Source organism: Actinacidiphila glaucinigra (assembly GCF_900188405.1).
Lineage (GTDB): Bacteria > Actinomycetota > Actinomycetes > Streptomycetales > Streptomycetaceae > Actinacidiphila > Actinacidiphila glaucinigra.
Map to the genome: position 1 here is coordinate 1 of NZ_FZOF01000055.1, position 21,145 is coordinate 21,145.

Genomic DNA, 21,145 nt, shown 5'->3' on the forward strand with positions numbered 1-21,145 from the left:
GATGGTGGTCCGCGGGTGGACGTAGGAGGTGTTCTTCAGGTTCAGCGGGGTGAGGATCCGCTGCTGGTAGTGGGTGGCCATCGGCACGCCGGTGATGTTCTCGATCAGGGCGCCGAGGACCACGAAGTTGGTGTTGGAGTAGCTGTAGGCCGCGCCGGGAGCGTTGGTGGGCTGGTGGGCGGTGGAGAGGTCGATGAGTTCCTGGTAGGTGAAGACCTTGTTCCGTACCGATTCGAAGCCCGGGACGGTGTAGTAGAACATGTCGTTGGTGTAGTCCCACAGGCCGCTGCGGTGGGAGAGCAGGTGCCGCACGGTGATGCGGTCGTCGGGCAGCGGCTGGGGCAGGTAGGTGTTCGCCGGGGCGTCGAGGTCGATCCGGCCCTCCGCGACGAGCTGCATCAGCACCACGGTGGTGAAGCTCTTGCTGACGCTGCCGACCCGGAACCGCCGGTCCGCGTCCATCGCGGTACGCGCGACGGTGTCCGACTGCCCGGACGCGATGCGGTAGGTCGAACCGCCCGAGTCGATACGGGTCAGCGCGCCCGGGGCGCCGTTCGCCATCGCCTGCTTCTGGACGTCGAGCACCGCACTGGCGGAGGGGCCGGGCAGGGTGGGCGTGGCTGCGCCGGCGGGGGAGGCGGCCAGGGCGGCCACCGCGGTGCAGCTTGCGAGCACGATGCCCGCGTTCTTGATACGCATGCTGGACTTTCTGATCCGGGAACAGATGACCGGTGGTGGGGCGGCGCCGCCTGATGGGGCGACGGCGCGCCCGGGGTCGGCGGGAACCCGGATCGCGCCGGGTCCCCGCCGGTGGAGCGGCCGTGCAGACTGTCAGTGGAACGGGCGGGGGTCGCACATACCCCCTCCACCTCTCAAACCACCGTCCGGCGAGGAATGGTTGACAGACTTCGCGATCTTTTCCCAATCTCCGGAGAGCCGCCGTCGACGGCGCCGGAACCTCCGCACCACGCAGCAAGGACACCCTCGGATGCACGCGCTTCTCGTCGAGGACGACGACCGCATGGCCCACGCCCTCGGTACTGCCCTGGCCCAGCGCGGGCACACCGTGCGCCGCGTCGGCCGGGCCCTGGACGCCCTGCGGTTCGTGCACGAGGCGGAGTTCGTCCTGCTCGACCTCGGACTCCCGGACCTGGACGGGCTGGAGCTGCTGCGGCGGCTGCGCACCGTCTGCGGCGCCCCGCTCATCGTCGTCACCGCCCGCTGCGAGGAACGCGACATCGTCCAGGGACTGCGCGCCGGGGCCGACGACTACGTGGTCAAGCCCTTCCGCATGGCGGAGCTGATCGCCCGGATCGACACCGTGCGCCGCCGCAGCGGACCGGCGGCGGCAGGGGGCGACCGGCCCGCGCCGCCCGGCGCGCCGGTCACCGTCGGCGACACCGAGATCGACCCCGTCTCCCGCACCGTCACCGTGGCGGGCGGGGAAGTGCGGCTGACCCGGCGCGAGTTCGACGTCCTCGCCCATCTCGCCGCCCGGCCCGGGGAGGCCCACTCCCGCGAGGAGATCCTCGACCGGATCTGGGGCGACGCCTTCCTCGCCGCGTCCCGCTCCCTCGACGTCCACGTCGCGGGCATCCGGGCCAAGACCGGCCGGCCCGCCCTGATCCGCACCGTACGCGGCTTCGGCTACCGCCTCGGGGACGGCCGTTGAGACGCCGCCTGCTGGCCGTCCTCACGGCCCTGATGGGCGCCGCCGCCCTCCTGCTGTCGCTGCCCCTCGCCGACGCGTACGCCCGCGAGCGCACCGAGCACCTGCTGCTCCAGCGCCGCGCCGAGGCCGTGCGCTTCGCCGACCTGGCCGAACGGGCGCGCACCGCCGCGGACCGGGCCGAGCTGTCCGCCGAGATCCGGCGCTACGCGCAGCTGTACGGAGCCGGTGTCACGGTCACCGACACGGCCGGGAGCACCCTCGCCCGCTCCGGCCCCCGCACCCCCGCGGGCGCGCTCGCCGAGGCGGGCAGCCGTGCCCTGACCGGGCGGTCCACCGACCGGCTGCCGACACTGCGCCCCTGGGGGCCGCACAGCGTCGTCGTGGCGGAACCGGTCGGCCGCGACGAACGCCTCAGCGGCGCCGTCCTGCTGACCGTGCCCACCGCCGCGGCCCGCCACGACGTCGCCGTGCGCTGGTGGCTGATCGCCCTCGGCGCCCTTGGTGCGTTCACCGCCGCGGCGCTCGTCGCCGCGGGAATCGCCCGCTGGCTGCTGCGCCCCGTGATCGACCTGGACCGCGCCGTCGAGGGGATCGCCTCCGGCAGCCTCCGGGCCCGTGCCGCCTCCGACACCGGGCCGCCCGAACTGCGCCGACTGCGGCGCCACTTCAACTCCATGGCCGAGGCCGTGGCGGACTCCATCGGCCGCCAGCGCGACTTCGTCGCCGACGCCTCCCACCAGCTCCGCAACCCCCTCGCCACCCTCGTCCTGCAACTGGAGAACGTCGAGCCGCACCTGACCTCCGCCCCCGGTCGCGCCGAGCACGCCCGTGCCCTCGACGAGGCCGAGCGGCTGGAGGAACTCCTCGACGGGCTCCTGGCCCTGGCCCGCGTCGAGGCGGGCACCGCCCCCCTCGCCGACGAGGACGTCTCCGCGGCGGTACAGGGACGCTGCGCCGCCTGGGAGCCGGTGTTCGCCGCCGCGGAGCTGAGCCTCACCGCCGACGTGCAGCACGGGCTGCGCACCCGGGCCCTGCCCGACGCCGTCGGCCGCGTCCTGGACGCTCTCCTCGACAACGCCGCCAAGTTCGTGCCGTCCGGGAGCCGGGTGGACGTCCACGCCGCCCGCCACGAGGGTGAACTGCTGGTGCTCGTCGGCGACGACGGGCCGGGTGTCCCACCGGAGCAACTGCCCCTTCTGCTGCGGCGCTTCGGCCGCGCACCCGGGCACCAGAACACGCCCGGCAGCGGCCTGGGCCTCGCCATCGCCGACGAGATCGCCCGCGGCAGCGGAGGCAGCCTCACCGTACGGGCCGCCGCGCCGCACGGGCTGTGCTTCGAACTCCGCCTGCCCGCTCAGCCGAACACCGAGCGGTAGTACGCCGCCGCCCCCGGGTGCAGCGGCACGCTTCCGGTGGAGATCGCGAACCGCGGCTCCAGACGCGCGCCCGCCGTCACCTCCGCCAGCAGCACCCGCCGGCGGTCGAACACCAGGGCCAGCAGCTCGCGCACCGCGCCTTCCGGCACGTCGGCCCTGGCCGCCAGATAGTTGCTCACCCCGATCGTGCCGACCGGCTCGCGCAGCCCGTACGCTCCCGCCGGGATCGTCACCGCGGAGTACACCGGACCGTACGCGGCGCGCAGCCTCGCCACGTGACCGTCCAGGGCCAGGAAACGCAGCGGCATCTCCCGGGCGAGGTCGGCCAGCAGCGGTGTCGGCACCCCTCCGGACCAGATCAGCGCGTCGACCTCCCCGTCGCGCAGCGCCACGGCCGACTCCGCCGCCTCCATCCGCCGCGCCCGCACCGCCCGGGAGCCGGTCAGCCCGGCCGCCCGCAGCAGCCGCTCCGCGACGACCTGCGCGCCCGAGCCGGAGGCGCCCGCGGCGACGGGACGCCCGGCGAGCTGCCCCAGCGCGCGTACGGGCCCCAGGGCCGGCACCACGACATGCGTGTGGTTGACGTACACCCGGGCCAGCGCGGTCACCGCGACCCGCCGCGGGAACAGCTCACGCCCGAGCACGGCGTCCTCGGCCGCGTCCGCCATCGTCAGCGCGAGCTCCGCCGAACCGCCGTCCAGCCTGCGCAGGTTGTCCACGCTCGCCGCGGTCGCCAGCGGTACGACCTCCAGGCGCCGGGCGCCCGCCTCCGCGGCCCGCGCCAGGGCCCTCCCGAAGGCGTTGTACGGGCCGCCCACCGCCCCCGTCGCGAACCTCAGCCGTGTCGCCGGCTCCGCCTCCCCGCCGCACCCGGCGAGCAGCGCCGCGACCGCACCGCCGCCCGCGGCGAGCAGGCTCCGGCGGGTCGCGGTGGGGGCGTCGGCGCGGATCACCCGCGCAGGCTAGCCACTTCCCGCGGCGGTGTCAGGCCCCGGACGCCCACCCGGGGTCCGGGGCCGGGTGCCCGCGGTCAGCGGGTGGCCGCGCCGCCACGCAGGGAGGTGACGACGGCGAGGACCGTGCCGGCCGACAGGACGGCGGCGAAGCCGATCATGGTGGGCACGAGCGCCGCGTGCCGGATCACGAGGCTGAACGCCACGGACGGCAGGCCCATGCCGAGGTAGGCGATGACGAAGAAGACCGCGAGCACACCGGCGCGTGAGGCCGGAGCGGCCGCGGCGGCGGTCTGCGCGACCGCGGCCTTGAACACCAGCCCCGCGCCCGCGCCGGCGACGGCGACGGCGAAGAGGAAGAAGCCGAGCGTCGGGCGGTGGATCGCCAGGGCCGTGAGCACCATGCCGACGGGGAACGTTGCGGTGCCGAGGACGAGCTGCCGCCGCTGCGCGAGCGCGCCCAGCGCGAGCTGGGCCGCCGCGGAGGCCGCGAACGCGGTGAAGGGCGCCAGCCCCACGACGAACGTCGAGGTGATGCCGAGCCGGCCGCGGACCATGACGGCGCCCAGCGAGGAGAACAGACCCATCAGGGCGAAGGCGAAGAAACCCAGGCCCGCCGCCGCGGCGAACACCCTCGCGTGACCCGGGCGCAGCGCGAAGCGGGTGGGCCGGTCGCCGGCCCTGAGCGCGGTGTCGACGGTCTCGGGAGTCGCGAGCAGCAGCACGAGCAGCACCGCCAGGATGCCGGCGAACACGAGGTAACTGGTGGTCAGCGGAGCGGGGGCCCACTGCGCGAGGGCCCCGGAGATCAGCGGCCCGAAGGCCAGGCCCCCGAGGTTGGCGACGCTCGCCACGAGCGAGGGCACGTGCGACCCGGCACGGTCGGGACGGGCCACCTGGTAGAGATCGCTGAGGTACGCGCTGGCCGTGGACGCCATCAGGCCCACGGAGACCCCGGTGATGATCCGGCCCACGATGAGCCCGGGCAGGTCCGGCCACGCGGCGAGGACGGCGGCGGAGGCGATGCCGACGAGCAGCGCCGGGACGATGATCCGGCGGCGGCCGAACCGGTCGGAGAGGTGGCCCAGCAGGCCGAAGCCGAGTGCCGCGCCGAGGACCATGACCGCGAAGGCCACGGTGACCGCCGTCGGCCCGAAGTGGTCCCGCGCCTGGTAGAGCGGCCAGAGCGGGGTCGGCACGGTACCGAAGGCCATGAGGGACAGGAATGCCGCGGCGACGAACCAGAAGCCGCTGGCATGCCGGCTCCGATGAGTGCTCGCGAGGGCGGACGTGGTGAGGGACGCGGTCATGTTGTTCTTTCTGTGCTCGATCCATGAGCGGCGGGCGGCGGACGCCTGCCGCACAGGTCCACAACGCCCGGCGGACGGGAGACCACGTCAGCTCTCGGAGATGTGCTGGAGATGGATTCCATCTCTGCGTGAGATGATGAGCCCGTGGAACTTCGTCACCTGCGCCATTTCCTCGCCCTCGCCGAGGAGCGCAGCTTCACACGGGCCGCGGCCAGGGAGCTGATTGTCCAGTCGGGCCTGTCCTCCTCGGTGCGCGCACTGGAGAAGGACGTCGGGGCGCTGCTCTTCGTACGGGGTACGCGCCCGGTGCGGCTGACGCCCGCGGGTGAGGCCCTGGTCCCGGCGGCGCGGCAGGCCCTCGACGCCGCGGAGGCGGCCCGGCAGGCCGTACGCGACGTGAACGGCGTCCTGACGGGGCGGCTGCGCATCGGCGCGATGCACACGATCGGCCACACCCTGCCGTTCAGCTCGTGGGTCGCGCAGTTCGCACTCGCGCACCCCGGCGTCGACGTCACCGTCCGGCAACTGCCCGCCGTGCGGATGCTGGAGATGGTCGCGGACGGCGAACTGGACTGCGCCCTGGTGCCGGTGGTGCCCGAGCACAGCACGGGGCTCGACGTCGTGCGTCTCGTCGCGGAACCGATCGTGATGGCGTGCGCGCCCGGCCATCCGCTCGCGGCCGAGCGGGAGGTCACCCTCGACCGGCTGGCCGGCGAGCGCTTCGTGGACACCCCGGCGGACTGGGCGATCCGCGTCCAGGTCGACCAGGCCTTCCAGGACGCCGGGCTCGTCCGCCGCACCGTGTGCGAGGTCGACGAATGGCCCCTGGTCCTCGACCTGGTCGCCGCCGGCGTGGGTATCGCGCTGGTGCCGGAGGGCCTCGACTTCCCGGCGAGCCCGCGCCCCGCGGCCGCGCTCCGGCTCGTCCCGCTGGCCGGGATCCCGCTGCTGCGCCGCGTCGACCTCGTCTCGCCCAAGGGGCATGCGGCCGGCCCGGCCGCCCGTCGCTTCCTGGAGCAGGTCCGCGACGGCCTGCGTACACAGGACGCCGCCCGAACCCCTTCCGCGGCGGTCAGCGACCGAAGGCCCGCAGCACCATCTCCGCGTAGCGGTGCCAGACCGACGGATCGGGTTCCTTGAGCCGCACCAACTGGAGTGCGGTGCCGCACAGGAGCACGCGCAGATCCAGCGCGGTGGTGTCATCGCGCAGTGCCCCCGCCGCCCGTGCGGTCTCCATGGCGCCGGTCAGCGACTCCAGGACCGACACGGCGGCCGGGGAGGCCGCGTCCGCCAGTCGCTCGGCGAGCAGGCGGTCGCGGGCCAGGACGTCGAAGAGCGCGAGGACGTGGCAGCGGAAGGCCTCGTCGGGGCCGGGCTCGGCCCGGGCCGCCGCGGTGCGCCGCTCCAGCTCCGCCAGGCTCAGCCGGGTGACCGTCTCCAGCAGGTCCTCCTTGGTGGGGAAGCTGCGGTAGACCGTGGCCTTGCCGACCTGGGCCCGCGCCGCGATCTGGGGGACGGTGGCCAGGGTGCCGTGTTCGCGGAAGACGTCCACCGCGGCGGCGACCACGCGTTCGTGGTTGCGGCGGGCGTCGGCCCGTCGCGGTGACGTGGTCGTCGGCCGGTCCGGGTCGGGGGAGTGCGAAGGGCTCATGGGGCGGACGGCCTGCCTGGGGTCGAGGAGGGGCGCAGCCCCGTGCGTTCGGTGCCCCATGGTATCGGACCCAGGGGTCCGTTTCACCGGATCGGCGCCCCCTCAGTGGAGCCACTCCCGGCGGGCCGCCTGCCAGCCCAGTTGCATGCGGGTGGAGGCTCCGGCGAGCGCCATCAGCCGCCCCACGTGGCGTTGGAGGGTCCGCTGGCTCACCCCCATGTGCCGGGCGGCCGTCCGGTCCGTGGCGCCTCCGGCGAGCAGGGCGAGCAGCCTGCGGTCGGCCTCTCCCAGCGGAGGGGGTGCGACCGGGCGCGGCGGCAGCGAGACGTCCCACTGGGTCTCGAAGAGGAGCAGCAGCGCGTCGAGCACACCCGCGTCGCGTACGACGACCGCGGCGGGCTCCCGGAGCGCGTCATCGCCCTCCGCGGGCGAGAGCCGGCACAGCCCGACGCTGCGGTCGGCGATGGCGAGTTCCACGGGGACGTGGTGGACGAGACGGACGGAGCCGTTGATGTGCGCCGTGTCGGTCGGAGTGGCGCCGTCGGGAAGGGCGGTGCGGGCGCAGAGCACCCGATGGCGCACGTCGGGGTTGAACGTCCCGCCGTCGGCGAGGAGTTCCGGCGACGCGCAGAACCAGACGACCTCGTGGAACACCTCGGACTGGAGCTCCGCGAGGCGCCCGCGGACGGCGCGGGCGCCGGTGACGGCCTCGATGGCGGGCCGGGGGCCGTCCGGACGCGCGGTGCCCGGAACGGTTCTGAGCAGATCGCCGACGATGTCGCGCGCCCGGTCGAGCGCCTCCGCCTGCTGCCGCAGCCGCAGCATGAACTCCACGTCCGGCTGCGAGGCGGTGAACCGTGCCGCCCGCCGGTCGGCCGGTGCGGCCAGACCCCTCTCGACCAGGGACGCGAGCGCCTGCTCGGACGCCTTGGCCGAGATGCCGACCTCGGCCGCGACGTGCTCCCGCGACACCGGTCCGGCCGTGACCAGCATCCGGTACACGCTGTCTTCGACATCGAGGGCGTCGTCGGTCTCGGGCATGCGGATCCCTTCCGGGAAGTGTGGTGGCGTCGTGACGTCTGACAACGTTGTCCGACCTCAGGATTAATGTGCGTGCGTACGCAAGTCAATACTGGATGGGAAGCCGGCAGGTCCAACCCTGCCGGCCGGGGGGCGGTTTCAGGTCGTGGGGCGGAGCCTGCCGCGGCGGGACGCGGCCGCCGCCACCGCCGTCATGCAGGGGGTGCAGTACTCGTCGCGGCAGTCGTCGTCGGAAGCCGCAACGGGCCGCGCGGCGAGCGCGCGGCCGCAGAGGGCACTTCCGTCAAGCTGCAGAACGTGCCACAACCGGGCGGATCCGGTTTCCGACGCCATGGGTTCGGCGCGCATGTCGTACATCGGCGACCTCCCACTCGAACGCGGATGCGGTCACGCTCATGGGACGCCGATCGCCCCGAGGCTGCGACCAAGGAGCCGCCGAACGGGTGAATCGCGCAGGGTGACGGGCGGGCGGTCAGCCGCGCTCGACGAGCATCAGCAGCTCCGTGACCAGGTCCAGCACGGCGTCGATGTGGGGGAGCGACATGGACTCCACCATGAAGTGCTCGATGCCCGTCCGGTCGGAGAGCGACTTGACGGCGTCGGCGACCCGGGCCGTCGGGGTCCCCTCCACGACGTTGACCCGCATGACGGTGTCCAGCAGTGAAGGGTCGCGCCCGGCCTCACTGGCGAACTCGTCGATGAGGGCGCGCTGCGCCAGCACCGTGTCGGCGTCGACGTAAACCGGGACGACACACGCGGGCAGCCAGCCGTCCGCACGTTCCCCGACGCGCCGGAGCGCCGCGGGGGCCCCGCTGGGCGCGCCGAGGTAGAAGGGCGGGCGGGGCTTCTGCACGGGCTTCAGCGGCGAGTGCTGCAGCGGAAGCTCCAGGTGTCGTCCGTGGTACTCCACCGGGTCCTGGGTCCAGAGCAGTTCGAGGGCGTCGAGCATCTCGTCGGTGCGGCCGCCGCGCTTGCCGAAGTCCACATTGGCCGCCGTGAATTCCTCGGGCGACCAGCCAACACCGAAGCCCGGTATGAGCCGCCCGCCGCTGATCCGGTCGATCGTGGTCAGGCCGCGGGCCAGCTGCGCGGGCGCGTAGACCGGCGCGATGAGGACGTTGGTGCCCAACTGCACGCGCTCGGTGGCGGCGGCCGCCACACCGAGCAGAACGAAGGGGTCCGCCGCGGTCCGGTACTCCACCGGGATCGCGGTGCCGGGGCCGGTCGCCCCGATCGTGGGGCTGACGGCGGCGAAGTTCCGGTCGCCCGCCCACAGGCTCGCCGCACCGGCCTTCTCGGCCTCCCGGGCGAACTCCGCCGTCCGGTCGACCTGATGGGCCACGTGGTGGAGGTACGGAAGCGCAAACCCGATCTTCATGGAAACCCTTCGTTCGCCTTGGAGAGCACGCCGGACACGGCGGTCGCCCACGTCACGGGCCCGCGATGAAGCCGTAGACCGTACCCAGCCTGCTGGCTCCCGGACCCGCGGTGAAGGCCCTGCCGATCCTGGGAGCAGCCGGGACCACCCACCGCCTCCCCGGCGTCGGGGCGGCGGTGCGGATCGACACGTCCGGGCCGCCGCTGTGCGCGCGTGCCGCCGAGGTGACTGGTCCTCCCGCTCCCAGGACCGCCAGGGCACTGCCGCCGGGGACGGTGGGCGTGCACAGTGGGAGACCACCCAGGAGAGGACCTGGACCGCACCGGGCGTTCCGCCCGCGCCCGGCCCGAGGGCGGCATCTGCCGCCCGGCCGGGGAGAAGGCCGCCCTCGTCCCAGGACCCCGGCGACCGCGGACCGGTGTGTGCGTCGCCCCAGGAGGGCGGCGCCTCCACGTGGCCTCCCGGGAACGTCATTCGGAAGGACTCCCCCCATGCACCCCCAGGGACAGCTCGCGCTCGCCGACGCCGGCAGGGGCACGGGCCCCCGGGAACGCGCCGCATCGGCGCGCCTCCCAGGGCCCGGTACCCCCCTGGACGAGGTCTTCACCGCCTGCGAGGCACTGGGGCACGCCCGGCCGGGCGCGGCGTGGTCCGACTTCGTGAGCGGTTGCCACTGGGCCGCGCCGCTGCCCGAGGCCGAACCCGCCGACGACGACCCGCGGACGGTGCCCTGGGCGCGTCCGGCCGACGGAGGCCATGTGCTCTCGGGGGAGTGGCGGCTCGCGCCGGCCGCCCGTGGCGCCCGGTGGGTGGCCCTGCCGGCCCTGGTCGAGGGCGGCCGGCCGGTGTTCGTCGTACGCCGCACCCAGGGCGCCGAGGGCGTCGACGGCTACCGGCTGCGTGAGCTGTTCGTACCGGACGGGCTGACGAGTTCGGCCGGCGGCACCCCGCTGCGGAGCGCGGACGCGCCCTACGCGTGGGCCGCGGCGACGGGGACGGCCTTCGGCTCCGCCCGCCGGCTGCTCGCGGAGGGCACGACGACGCATCTCGCGGCGCTCCTGGAACGGGAACGCGACGCCGTGCACGGCCGGTTGCGGAACGCGCCCGAGGGCGGGGACGAGCGCCTGGCGGAGCGGGTCGACAGAGCGGCGCACGTCGTGCGCGAGGTCTACTCGGCCTGCTGCGAGGAGGGGCCGGACGGGCTCCCCCTGCGCCCGGCTTCCCTGGTCACCGCGGGCGCGCCGCTGTTGCAGTTCCTGAGGTTCGCCACCGAGCTGCTGCCCTTCCCGCGCGCCGGCGCCCGCTGATCGCCGCCTCAGGCTGATCGCCGCCTCAGGCTCGCGTCAGGCCGCCGGGTCGGCTTCCAGGGGCTGCTCGGCCCAGATGGTCTTGCCGGCCAGTGCGTACCGGGTGCCCCAGCGGCGCGAGCACTGCGCCACCAGGAAGAGCCCGCGTCCGCCCTCGTCGGTGGTGGCCGCCCGGCGGATGTGCGGCGACGTGCTCGCCGAGTCGCTGACCTCGCAGATGAGCGTACGGTCCAGGATCAGCCGCAGCCGGATCGGGCCCTGCCCGTGCCGGATGGCGTTGGTGATCAGCTCGCTGACGATGAGTTCGGTGGAGAAGGCGAGGTGTTCCAGGCCCCACTGGTCGAGCTGCCGCAGCACCAGCGAGCGCATGTCGCCCACCGCCGCCGGGAGAGGGGGCACGGTCCACGTGGCCAGCTTCCCCGGGTCGAGGGGCCGGGTCCGGGCGAGGAGCAGGGCCAGGCCGTCCTCCATCGTGAGGTGGGCGGCGACCAGGTCGGAGATGGCGCGGCAGGTCTCCTCGATCGGGCGGCCCCGGTCGGCGACGACGGAACTGAGGCGGGCGGCGAGCGTCTCGGACGTGTCCGTGGGGCGCTGGAGGCTGTGGCTGGAGAACACCAGGGTGCTGCCTTCGGCGAGTTCCAGGTCCAGTGGCTCGAACACCGGGTCCCCCTGTCCGAGGGGGTTGTTGATCGGCACGTCGGGGATCACCACGTCCCCGGCACGGCTGACGACCGCGGGCGGCGGATGCCCGGCACTCGCCATCACGCACCGCCGCGAGACGGGGTCGTAGACGGCGTACAGACACGTCGAGCCCTTCAGCCCCTCCACCACCGGCGCGGACCCGGTGGAGTGCTCGCGCTCCAGCAGCCGCGGCACCATGTCGTCGATCTGGCCGAGCAACTCGTCCGGTGTCAGGTCCACTTGGGCCAGCGTGCGGATCGCGGAGCAGATGTGCCCCATGCACGCGGCCGCCTGGAATCCCGTACCCGGCACCGCGCCCACCACCAGGGCGACGCGGGCGCCCGACAGCGGGATCACGTCGAACCAGTCACCGCTCACCCCCGCGTGCACCCGCGACGGCCGGTAGTGCTGCGCCACCTCGACCGCGCTCTGGTCGGGGACGCTGCGCGGCAGCATGCTCGCGTGGAGGGTGAGGGCGGCCATGTGCTCGTTGGTGTAGCGGCGGGCGTTGTCCAGGCAGACCGCGGCGCGCGCGACGATGTCCTGGGCGAGGACGAGGTCGTCGGGTTCGAAGGGCTCCCTCGCGCGCCCCCGGTACAGGTGCACCAGCCCCAAGGTCGCGTCCCGCGCGCGCAGCGGAACGAGGATCAGGGAGTCGATGCCGTACCTGACCATCGCCTGCATCCGCTCGTCGGCGCTGTCGCACAGCCAGTCGGCACCGGGGTCGAGCACGGGGATCAGCCGCGGCCTGCCGTCGGCGAGGCTCTGCACGTGCGGCGAGTCCGGTGGGTAGTTCTGCAGCTCCCCGGGCTGCCGGATCCGGCTGATGATCTCCGGGTCGACGGCGGTGCGGGCGAGGGAGCGCACCGCGACGGGTCCGCGGCGCATCGGCTCCGGCTCCGCGCCCTCCACGACGTCGTCGAGGAGGTCGATCGTCGCCACGTCGGCGAGCCGCGGAACGAGTACGTCCACGAGCTCCTCCGCCGTGCGCCGCACGTCCAGCGTGGTGCCGATGAGCATGGCGGCCTCGTCGAGGAGCGCGAGGCGTTCGCGGGTCCGGTGGCGGTCGGTGATGTCGACGATCAGATCGGTGACGCCGAGGATGTCGCCGTCCGGCGCGGTCAGGACGACCGAGGAGACGTGCCAGACGTGCTCCCGGTCCGGATCGGCCGCGGTGCGCCCCTGGTGGACGGCGTTGACGACGGGCCGGCCGCTGTCCAGAACCCCCTTGATCCGGCGCTCGATCGCCGTGGCGTCCAGGCCCGGGAGGACCTCGCCGACGGATCGGCCGAGGGCCTTGTCCTCGGGGAACCCGTGGATGCGCTCCAGGGCCGAGTTGATCCGTACGAAGCGCAGGTCCCGGTCGTACACGGCGATGCCGATGGGCGCCTGCGTGAAGAGTGCCTCCAGGATCGCCTGGCCCTCCGCGGCGGCCGGAGGGGGCGCGGGGACCGCGACGACCATGGTGCCGCCGCCCTCGTGCCCACCCGGTTCGAGCAACCGCGACGTGCGGAGGACGACGTCGGCGCGGCCGCCGTCACGGCGGGTGAGGACGGCGCGTTGTGCCGGACCGGTCCCCCGTGCGGCGGCGTCCCCGGAGGGTCCGGCGAACGCCTCCGGCCACAGCGCGGCCGCCGGGCGCCCGATGACGTCCGCGGGCCGGAAGCCGAGGAGCCGCTCGGCTGCGGCACTCCACGCGGAGACGACGCCGTCGTCGAGGACGAAGCCGGCGATGTCCTCGTCGCCGGACGCTCCCGTGAAGCGGCGCCCGGAAGGAGTCTGTGAGGGATTGCCCATACTCAGTCCTGTCACGCAAGGTGACGATCCCGATGGTCCGGTGGTGTTCCGGATGCCGGTGAGACGGCTGCCGTCGCTGAACCCGCGGCAGGGCCGCCTCGTGGCCGTACCACCCCTCAGGCTACCGAGACCCATCCGCTCGCGCCCGACCTGTGGGGGTCCGGTCGCACGGACAGTGACGGCTCGGCCGTCTCGGGGTGTACGACTCGCGCGGACCGGCGTCCGGTTGTGCCTGGTACCAAGGGGGCCACTCACCTGCGGGCGGAGTTGGTTACGGTCGAGGGCATGGACGCTTCGAATGCGCTGGGTGAGTTCCTGCGGGCTCGGAGGCGGCTGGTTCGGCCGGCGGACGTCGGCATCGGCATCAGCGGGACACGGCGGGTCGAGGGTCTGCGACGGGAAGAGGTCGCGATGCTCGCCGGGATCAGTACGGACTACTACCTCCGGCTGGAACAGGGACGTGACCGCAATCCGTCACCGCAGGTGCTCAACGCGATCGCGCGGGCGCTGACCCTGGACCAGGACGCCGCCGACTACATGAGCGGTCTGACGCGGGCCCAGGCGACCCACGCGTCCGCCCGGACGCGGCCCGGCGGCCGCGCACCGCGCTCAGAACAGGTGTCACAGAGCATCCGTGAACTGATCGACGGATGGAGCGGCAACCCCGCCTGGGTGCAGAACCGCTTCTTCGACGTCCTCGCCGCCAACGACCTGGCGTCGGCCCTGTCGCCGCACTACGCCCCGGGTGTGAACCTGCTGGCGGCCGCGTTCCTCGACCCGTCGGAACGCGAACGGCGCATCGACTGGGAGTTGATGACCCGCAAGGGCGTGGCCACCCTGCGCGCCCTGGCCGGGCCGGACGTCGACGACCCCCGGCTGACCGAACTGGTCGGCGAACTCTCCCTCCGCAGCGACCGCTTCCGCGACCTGTGGGCCCGCCACGACGTCACGCCCCACACGGGCCAGGTCTCCCGACTGCGGCACCCCCAGGTCGGCGACCTGGAGCTGCGGTCGAACAAGCTGGCCATCGCCGGGAGCGGCGGACTCATCCTGGTGGTGTTCCACCCCGAGCCGGGCAGCCGCAACGCGGAACTCCTGCAGATGCTCGGCAATCTCAGCGCCTCCGGCCGCACCGCGGTGGGGGAGAACCGGGACCGTCGGGCCACGACGGAACGGTGAGCGCGGCACTCCGGTCCCGCGACGTACGACGACTCCGGGCGCGCCGGTACGCGGCGCCCGGACAGCGAAGGCAACGAGGATGACAGACACACGAATTCCGACGGTGACGCCTGCGCCGGACGGAGGATCCGCGACGAGCCCCGGGCACGGCGTCGACCTCGCCCGGGTGACCGCCAACTTCCGCCAGTACCTGCTCGGATGGGGCGCGGAGGAACGCGGTGAAGGCGAACCCGACTACTACCGCAGCGGACTCGCGACCCCGCAGTTCAACGGCGTGGTCCGCACCCCCTCCCTGCACGGAGTCGGGCAGGCCGCCGCGAAGGCCCGGGCCCGGCTCGCCGACCTCCCCTGGTGGTGGTGGGTGGGCCCGGACAGCCCCGAGGGCACGCCGGCCGAGCTCGCCCGGCACGGGCTGCTGGAACTGGGTTCCGTCCCGGTGATGGTCCGGCCGCTGGACCAGGTCGTCGAAGCCGGGGAACGCGCGGACGGGCTGCGGATCGAGACGGTCGAGGGACCCGCGCGCCTGGCGGAGTTCGTCCGCACCTACAGCACCTCCATGGGCATCCCGCCGGGTCTCGAGGACGACATGACGCGTATCGAGGCGCAGCGCTCGGACAACGCGGACGTCGTGCGCCTCGCCGCGGTGCTCGACGGCCGCATCGTCGGCACGACCGTGGTCATCGCGGCGCACGGCCATGCGGGGATCTTCCTCGTCCACGTCTCCGGGACCCACCGTCGCCGCGGCATCGGCACGGTCCTCACGGCGGCCGCACTCCGCGTCGGACACGACCGCGGGATGGAGTTCGCAGCCCTCATGGCCAGCCCCGCGGGCGAGCCCCTCTACCGCGGCCTCGGCTTCACGACGGTCTCCGAGTACCGGCTCTTCGCCCTGCCCGCGTGACGCCCGGCGGCGCGTGCCGCCGCCCTGCAGAGGGCGCCTGCCGCGGGTGGGACCCCCCGCGGCAGGCGTCCCGTCGTGCGGCAGGCGATCGCCGGGGCGCCTGTCGGCGGTCGGCCGGAGGCCTCGTCACCAGGGCTGAGGCGGGCATCGGCCGAAAGTCGTAGCGCACCGTGAAGAGGTCTGACTTCCGCCCGAAGCGGGTGGTCGCGGGGGCTTCGTAGCGTGCTTGCCATGAGCTCCACGCCACGTACCGGACCCGCGGGCACCCTTGCCCCGGCCGTCGCTCCGGGCCCCCGGTACCCACGCCGGCGCGGGCCGCGACCCACCCTCACCACGGTGACGCCTCGTGTCCGCCCCGCCCCCGCGGCACCGGCCCGACCGCGACACCCCGAAGGGCTTCCCATGCCTTGCGCACCACTGACCGCCCCCGCCGTCCGCGTCACCGACCCTGCCCGCCCACCCGGCCGCGCGGCGGGCCCGGAACTGCGTCTGGACCTGGCGGCGGTCGCGGCGAACACCCGCGTCCTCGCGGCCCGTGCGACCCGCCTGATGGCGGTGGTCAAGGCCGACGGCTTTGGACACGGTGCGGTGGAGACCGCCCGGGCGGCACTGGGCGCGGGCGCGAGCTCGCTCGGCGTCACCTCCGTCGAGGAGGCCCTGTCGCTGCGATGCGCGGGGCTGCGCGTACCGATCCTGAGCTGGCTCAATCCGGTGGAGGCCGACTTCGAGGCGGCCCTGCGGGCCGACGTCTCGGTCGCCGTACCAGGTCGCGAGCACCTGGCCGCGGTGGTCCGCGCCGCGTCGCGGACCGGACGGCCCGCGACGGTGCACCTGCACCTCGACACCGGTATGGCGCGTGACGGTGCCGACCCCGCGCAGTGGCCCGACCTGTGCCGGCAGGCCCGGGAGGCGGAGCGAGGCGGCCTGGTCCGGGTGACGGGTGTGATGGGCCACCTCGGCTGCGCGGACACCCCGGGGGACGCGTGCACCGACCGCGCACTCGAACTGTTCCGCACGGCGTCGGCCGTCGCGGCACGGGCCGGGCTGCGGCCGGGCATCCGGCATCTGGCCGCGACCTCGGCGACCCTCACCGACCCGCGGACCCGCTTCGACCTCAGCCGCGTCGGCGCCGGCCTCTACGGCATCGACCCGACGCGCACGACGGGGCTGCGCCCCGCACTGACGCTGACGGCGCCCGTGGTGTCCGCGCGCACGGTGCCGGCCGGTACCCGGGCCGGTTACGGGCACGCGTGGACCGCCGCGCGGCGTACCCACCTGGCCCTGCTCGCCGTCGGATACGCGGACGGGCTTCCCCGCGCGGCGTCCGGCCGCGCCGAGGTGCTCCTCGCCGGTCGCCGCCGTCCCGTGGTGGGACGCGTCTCCATGGACCAGGTGATCGTGGACTGCGGCGATCGCCCGGCCGTACCCGGCGACATCGCGACCGTCTTCGGGGCGGGCGACGCCGGCGAGCCCACCGTCCGGGACTGGGCCCGGTGGTCCGGGACCATAGAGCACGAGATCGTCACCGGCCTGGGCACCCGCCTGCGCCGCACCGTGCACCACTCGGGGGTGGCCGCGTGACCGCCGCCCGCATCCGTGTCGCCGTCATCGGCGGCGGCCGCAGCGCCGAGCACGAGGTCTCCCTGGCGTCCGCCGCGTCCGTCGGATCGGCGCTCGACCCGGCCGCCCACGACGTCGTGGCCCTCACCATCGGACGGGACGGGGTGTGGCGGGACGGCGCCGGACTGCCACTGGGCGGCTCCTCCGCGGCGAGCATGTCCGCGGCACTCGGCGTACTGGGAGGCTGCGACGTGGTCTTCCCGGTGATGCACGGCCCCCAGGGCGAGGACGGCACACTCGCCGCGCTGCTGGACCTGGCGGACCTGCCGTACGTCGGTGCGGGAGTCCGGGCCGGCGCCCTGGCCATGGACAAGTGGGCGACGAAGCTGGTGGCCGAGGCCGTGGGCATCGCCGTGGCCCCCGGGTACCTGGTCACCGCGGACAGCGCCGACCGGGTGCGCTTCGACCGCCCGGTCGTCGTCAAGCCCGTCGCCGCGGGGTCAAGCCACGGCGTGTCCCTCGTCACCGAGGAGGCGGACCTCGCCCCGGCGATCGCCGCCGCGCTCCGGATCGACGACAGGGTGCTGGTCGAGGATCTGGTGACCGGCCGCGAGGTGGACCTCGCCGTGCTGCAGCGCGCGGACGGCGCACTGGCGGTGGGGCCGCCCCTGGAGATCCTGCTGGACGACGGACGCCTCTTCGACACCGAGCAGAAGTACGACGGCGGCGCCCGGTTCCTGATCCCCGCCCCGCTCTCCGCCGAGGAGCACGACGGGCTGGCCGAGGCCTCCCGCGCCCTCTTCACCGCGCTGGGCTGCCGCGGAGTGGCGCGCTGCGACTTCTTCCTCACCCCCGACGGTCCCGTCCTGAACGAGGTCAACACGATGCCCGGCATGACCGCGCAGTCCCAGGTCCCCAAGATGTTCGCGCACCAGGGACTGACGTACCCCGCGCTGCTCGACGAACTCGTTCGGGGCGCCCTCGCCGCCGGTGCGACCGCCGGGCAGGTGCGACGGTGACCGGGCAGCACCGCGCCGGCGACGGCGATCCCGCCCGTCCCCCGGCCCACCACGGCGGCACTCCCGGGGAACCCCCGGTGCACCGCCTGCTGCGCACCGCCCGGGTCTACGCCCAGGCCGTCCTCGACGTGGTGGTCCTGGGCACGGGAACGGACCCGCGCGACGCCGGCCGCCCTCCCGGTCCGTCCCCGGCCCGTGAGAGCGGACCCCGGTCCTCCGAGGCGGATCGGTGACACTGGACAGGACACCCGGAGCGGCCTCCGCCCGGTCGGTGAGCGGAAACGGAGAAGACGGGAACGTGAGGAACAGCGCCGACGGCCCCTTCGAGCGGTTTCTGCGGACCATCGGCTGGCTGGCCGGCGCCGTGGTGCTGCTGGTCCTGGCGACCCTGGACGTGGCCGTCAACGCGGTCCAGCCGATCGTGGTCCTGCTGGCGATCGCCGTCGCCGTGGTCATGCCGCGTCTGAGGGCCGCGACACTGGGCACCGGGGTTCTGGTCCTGGGAGCCTTCCTGGTGCTGGTGGCACTCACCGTGCCGAGCGTCGACTACGGCATCGTGCCCTTCGGGTTCACCGTCGCCGTCGTGGGCGTCGTCCTCATCGGGCTGGCCGCGTGGCGGGCCGAACCCGTACGCGCCGGCTTCGCGGTCCCGCTCCTGCTGGCGGGTCTGGTGCTCCAGCCCACCCGGCTGGGGAACGCCAAGGCGGCGGTGGTGCTCGCCCTGGTCATCGCGCTCGGCGGGGTCATCACCAGTGCCGCGGGACTGTACCTGCGCATGTACCAGACCAACCGCCACCGCCAGCTGATCGCGGCCCAGCAGGCCCAGCGCACGGGCATCGCGTCCGATCTCCACGACTACGTCGCCCACCACGTCACGGGCATGGTCGTGCTGGCCCAGGCCGCGCAGACCGTGGCGGCCAGCAAGCCGCAGGCCGTGCTTCCCGCCCTGGAACGCATCGAGGCGGCCGGTGACGAGGCGATGACCGCCATCCGCCGCATGGTCACCCTGCTGCGGGAACCCGACGCCCACGCCAGGCTCTCGCCCCCGGGCACGATCGCGGACATCGCGGCCCTCGCCGGTCACTTCACCTCCGACAGCGGCCTGCAGGTGCGGCTGAGCATCGAGGGCGAGGCCGACACCGTCCCCATCGACGTCCAGTCGGCCGTGCACCGGGTGGTCATGGAGTCGCTCACCAATGTGCGCAAGCACGCCGGCGAGGCCCGGACACTCGACATCCTCGTCCGCTGCCACGGCCGGCCCGCGGCGGTGACGGTCGAGGTCTCCAACGACGGCCGCGGCCGGGGCGGCGGCCGCTCGCCGGACGGCGGCTACGGGCTCAAGGGCCTGCACGAGCGGACGGCGGCACTCGGCGGTTCCTTCACCGCCGGCCCGAGGGTCCCGGAGGGCTGGACCGTACAGGCGCACATACCGACCAGAGGTGCTCGATGACCATCCGTGTCCTGCTGGCCGACGACCAGACCATGGTCCGCACCGGCTTCTCGCTGATCCTCGGCGCCGAGGACGACATCGAGGTGGTCGGGGAGGCCAAGGACGGTGTCCAGGCGCTGGAGATGGCCCGTGCGCTCGCGCCCGACGTCGTCCTCATGGACATCCGCATGCCGCGCATGGACGGCCTTCAGGCACTGCGCGAACTGAACCACCCCGGCTCCGCGGGCTCCCCGAAGGTCGTGGTCGTCACCACCTTCGACGACGACGAGTACGTGCACGAGGCGCTGAACAACGGCGCCTGCGGCTTTCTCCTCAAGGACTCCGGTCCGACCCTGCTGACCGAGGCGGTGCGCGCGGCGCACTCCGGAGAGGCGCTGGTCAGCCCGGCGATCACGATCCGCCTGCTGAAGGGTCTGCGGTCGCCGCGGACCGCCGCCCCCGTGGGATCGGGCCTCTCCTCGCGCGAGACCGACGTCGCCCGCCTCGTCGCCGAGGGCCTGACCAACGCGGAGATAGCGGCCGCGCTCTTCGTGTCCCTGGGAACCGTCAAGACCCACCTGGGCAACATCCAGACCAAGCTCTCCGCCCGCAACCGCGTGGAGATCGCCCTGTGGGCCTGGCGCTCCGGCCTCGCGGAACAGTAGCGGCCTCCCGCCTCGGGGACCTGGGCGCCGTCCACGAGCCCCGGCGTCGACGCGGACCCCGTTGAACGCCATGGCTTTCGGACTTCCGGCGAACCGGACCGAACCTCCCCTGTCCATGGGGCAACTCGTCTCGATCGCCGGGAATCCGGGACCGCACTCGTAATTCCTGCCCGAATCCGCGGAGACGCCGCGGATTAAAGCGCCATGTGCCGGGCGACGCCGATTTCCGGGACGGCGAGGGCCGCCGCGGTGGAGTTCCGGAATTCCACCGCGGAGGCCCTCGCGTCGTCGCCGGGCACCGGGTCGACCCGGTGGGCCCGTCAGTGCCTGATGGTCGAGCCCTTGGCCTCGTGAAGCGTCGCCTTCGGGGTCAGAGAGGTGTCCCACTTGACCGTCACACGGGTGATCGCCCCGTCCTCGTCCAGTTCGAGCGCCGTGACGCCCGCCGGAACGCGGCCTCCGCTGCTCCACTCGTAGGCGCCGCCCTCGGCGCTGCCCACCACGTGCCGCAGGGCGGACTCCGGACCGTAGGCCAGCCGGCTCAGGTTGTGGTCGAGGAAGGCGTGGGTCTGGATCCGCCCTTCGAGCAGGGTGTGCAGGGACGTGTCCTCGAAGACGACGTCCTGGTGGAGCAGGGACGACGCGGCGAGCGCGTCGCCCGCCGCGAGCGCGGCGGCGAACGCGCCGGCGGCCTGCCGCAGGACGGGGGAGGCGTTCTCGCCGACCTCGTTCTCGGCGAACTCCCCGGGGTAGACGTCTTCCGGGACGCGCATGCTCTCGGTGGCCTCGACGGTCAGGGAGCGTCCGTCCCAGGTGTCGACCCAGCGGACGATCCTGCCGTCGCGGAAGTCGACCGTGCCGGCCGCCCGGAGCTCATGGCCGAACATCTCGGGGGAGTCGGTGAAGAAGACCACCGCGCTGTCGAAGTCGCCGATGATCCGTGTCGGGTAGGCGACGGCCTCCGCCGGCCATGCCTCCAGCAGCTCCGCGAACTTGTCGTGCAGGGTCTGCCAGTCCCGGAAGGCCCAACCGACCGTCGCGTCGACGTAGGTGATCGACTCGGGCAGGAAGTGGGCCATGAGGGCGTCCACGTCGTCCCCCGACTTGGCCTCGAAGTAGGAGGCTAGGAACTGCACCACATCTGGCGTGGCCTTGGAGACGTCGACATCGCGCCCCATGATCCGCGCGGTGCGGGAAGTGCTCATTGATGTTCCGTTCTTCAATTC

General features: G+C 73.9%; 20 protein-coding genes. 11 read left to right on the plus strand and 9 right to left on the minus strand.

Features of this window, described 5'->3' with window-relative positions; all coding sequences use genetic code 11:
* Nucleotides 1–699, minus strand: a 699-nt coding sequence (locus tag CHF15_RS42600) for a serine hydrolase domain-containing protein (protein ID WP_143681778.1), incomplete at its 3' end; no start/stop codon positions are given.
* 289 nt (nucleotides 700–988) lie between these two features.
* Here CHF15_RS42600 and CHF15_RS42605 point away from each other — a divergent pair.
* Together CHF15_RS42605 and CHF15_RS42610 are read left to right on the plus strand one after the other, a co-directional pair.
* A complete protein-coding gene (locus CHF15_RS42605) occupies nucleotides 989–1,672 on the plus strand; it encodes a response regulator (protein ID WP_089229331.1) in 684 nt (227 codons plus the stop codon).
* A complete protein-coding gene (locus tag CHF15_RS42610; RefSeq protein ID WP_245939357.1) occupies nucleotides 1,669–3,048 on the plus strand; it encodes a sensor histidine kinase in 1,380 nt (459 codons plus the stop codon). The genes CHF15_RS42605 and CHF15_RS42610 overlap by 4 nt, the downstream gene beginning before the upstream one ends.
* Here CHF15_RS42610 and CHF15_RS42615 read toward each other — a convergent pair.
* Complete coding sequence (locus CHF15_RS42615; RefSeq protein WP_089229332.1) at nucleotides 3,027–4,001, minus strand: TAXI family TRAP transporter solute-binding subunit; 975 nt, start codon at nucleotides 3,999–4,001, stop codon at nucleotides 3,027–3,029. The two genes, CHF15_RS42610 and CHF15_RS42615, sit on opposite strands and share 22 nt — an antisense overlap.
* Before the next feature lie 77 nt (nucleotides 4,002–4,078).
* The gene (locus CHF15_RS42620) at nucleotides 4,079–5,311 is read right to left on the minus strand and encodes an MFS transporter (RefSeq protein ID WP_089229333.1); all 1,233 of its coding nucleotides are present in this window, start codon (nucleotides 5,309–5,311) and stop codon (nucleotides 4,079–4,081) included.
* Between the two features lie 144 nt (nucleotides 5,312–5,455).
* Between CHF15_RS42620 and CHF15_RS42625 the strand changes: the two genes are divergently transcribed.
* Complete coding sequence (locus CHF15_RS42625) at nucleotides 5,456–6,451, plus strand: LysR family transcriptional regulator (protein ID WP_089229334.1); 996 nt, start codon at nucleotides 5,456–5,458, stop codon at nucleotides 6,449–6,451.
* On the opposite strand, the gene CHF15_RS42630 is transcribed toward CHF15_RS42625, so the two are convergent.
* The 4 genes from CHF15_RS42630 to CHF15_RS42645 all read right to left on the minus strand — a co-directional run bounded on the left by CHF15_RS42630 (nucleotide 6,384) and on the right by CHF15_RS42645 (nucleotide 9,381).
* The gene (locus CHF15_RS42630) at nucleotides 6,384–6,962 is read right to left on the minus strand and encodes a TetR/AcrR family transcriptional regulator (protein ID WP_089229335.1); all 579 of its coding nucleotides are present in this window, start codon (nucleotides 6,960–6,962) and stop codon (nucleotides 6,384–6,386) included. The genes CHF15_RS42625 and CHF15_RS42630 overlap by 68 nt on opposite strands.
* 102 nt (nucleotides 6,963–7,064) lie before the next feature.
* Nucleotides 7,065–8,003: a helix-turn-helix domain-containing protein gene (locus tag CHF15_RS42635; protein WP_089229336.1), complete on the minus strand. Its 939-nt coding sequence runs from the start codon at nucleotides 8,001–8,003 to the stop codon at nucleotides 7,065–7,067.
* A 138-nt stretch (nucleotides 8,004–8,141) separates the two neighbouring features.
* The gene (locus tag CHF15_RS42640) at nucleotides 8,142–8,360 is read right to left on the minus strand and encodes a hypothetical protein (protein ID WP_089229337.1); all 219 of its coding nucleotides are present in this window, start codon (nucleotides 8,358–8,360) and stop codon (nucleotides 8,142–8,144) included.
* Nucleotides 8,361–8,475: 115 nt separating this feature from the next.
* On the minus strand, nucleotides 8,476–9,381 hold the full coding sequence (locus CHF15_RS42645) for a TIGR03619 family F420-dependent LLM class oxidoreductase (RefSeq protein ID WP_089229338.1): 906 nt from the start codon (nucleotides 9,379–9,381) through the stop codon (nucleotides 8,476–8,478).
* A gap of 491 nt (nucleotides 9,382–9,872) precedes the next feature.
* On the opposite strand from CHF15_RS42645, the gene CHF15_RS42650 reads away from it, so the two are divergent.
* Nucleotides 9,873–10,688, plus strand: coding sequence for a hypothetical protein (locus tag CHF15_RS42650; RefSeq protein WP_089229339.1), 816 nt, complete (start codon nucleotides 9,873–9,875; stop codon nucleotides 10,686–10,688).
* A 36-nt stretch (nucleotides 10,689–10,724) separates the two neighbouring features.
* Here CHF15_RS42650 and CHF15_RS42655 read toward each other — a convergent pair whose 3' ends face one another.
* A complete protein-coding gene (locus CHF15_RS42655; protein WP_179280245.1) occupies nucleotides 10,725–13,166 on the minus strand; it encodes a SpoIIE family protein phosphatase in 2,442 nt (813 codons plus the stop codon).
* Nucleotides 13,167–13,451: 285 nt separating this feature from the next.
* Here CHF15_RS42655 and CHF15_RS42660 point away from each other — a divergent pair, with 285 nt between their 5' ends.
* From CHF15_RS42660 to CHF15_RS42690, 7 genes are all read left to right on the plus strand, one after another.
* Nucleotides 13,452–14,345, plus strand: a complete 894-nt coding sequence (locus CHF15_RS42660; protein ID WP_089229341.1) for a helix-turn-helix domain-containing protein — start codon at nucleotides 13,452–13,454, stop codon at nucleotides 14,343–14,345.
* Between the two features lie 79 nt (nucleotides 14,346–14,424).
* Nucleotides 14,425–15,246: a GNAT family N-acetyltransferase gene (locus tag CHF15_RS42665; RefSeq protein ID WP_089229342.1), complete on the plus strand. Its 822-nt coding sequence runs from the start codon at nucleotides 14,425–14,427 to the stop codon at nucleotides 15,244–15,246.
* Between the two features lie 402 nt (nucleotides 15,247–15,648).
* Complete coding sequence (gene alr / locus CHF15_RS42670) at nucleotides 15,649–16,827, plus strand: alanine racemase (protein ID WP_089229343.1); 1,179 nt, start codon at nucleotides 15,649–15,651, stop codon at nucleotides 16,825–16,827.
* Nucleotides 16,824–17,825 (plus strand): D-alanine--D-alanine ligase family protein, encoded by a 1,002-nt coding sequence (locus CHF15_RS42675; protein WP_089229344.1) that lies wholly within the window; start codon nucleotides 16,824–16,826, stop codon nucleotides 17,823–17,825. Before alr ends, CHF15_RS42675 begins: the two co-directional genes overlap by 4 nt.
* Nucleotides 17,822–18,058 carry a hypothetical protein gene (locus tag CHF15_RS42680; RefSeq protein WP_089229345.1) on the plus strand — a complete coding sequence of 79 codons (237 nt, stop codon included), beginning with the start codon at nucleotides 17,822–17,824 and terminating at the stop codon, nucleotides 18,056–18,058. The genes CHF15_RS42675 and CHF15_RS42680 overlap by 4 nt, the downstream gene beginning before the upstream one ends.
* Nucleotides 18,059–18,123: 65 nt before the next feature.
* On the plus strand, nucleotides 18,124–19,275 hold the full coding sequence (locus CHF15_RS42685) for a sensor histidine kinase (protein WP_089229346.1): 1,152 nt from the start codon (nucleotides 18,124–18,126) through the stop codon (nucleotides 19,273–19,275).
* On the plus strand, nucleotides 19,272–19,919 hold the full coding sequence (locus CHF15_RS42690) for a response regulator (RefSeq protein ID WP_089229347.1): 648 nt from the start codon (nucleotides 19,272–19,274) through the stop codon (nucleotides 19,917–19,919). The genes CHF15_RS42685 and CHF15_RS42690 overlap by 4 nt, the downstream gene beginning before the upstream one ends.
* 320 nt (nucleotides 19,920–20,239) lie before the next feature.
* On the opposite strand, the gene CHF15_RS42695 is transcribed toward CHF15_RS42690, so the two are convergent.
* Complete coding sequence (locus CHF15_RS42695) at nucleotides 20,240–21,124, minus strand: nuclear transport factor 2-like protein (RefSeq protein ID WP_089229348.1); 885 nt, start codon at nucleotides 21,122–21,124, stop codon at nucleotides 20,240–20,242.
* Nucleotides 21,125–21,145: the final 21 nt, after the last annotated feature.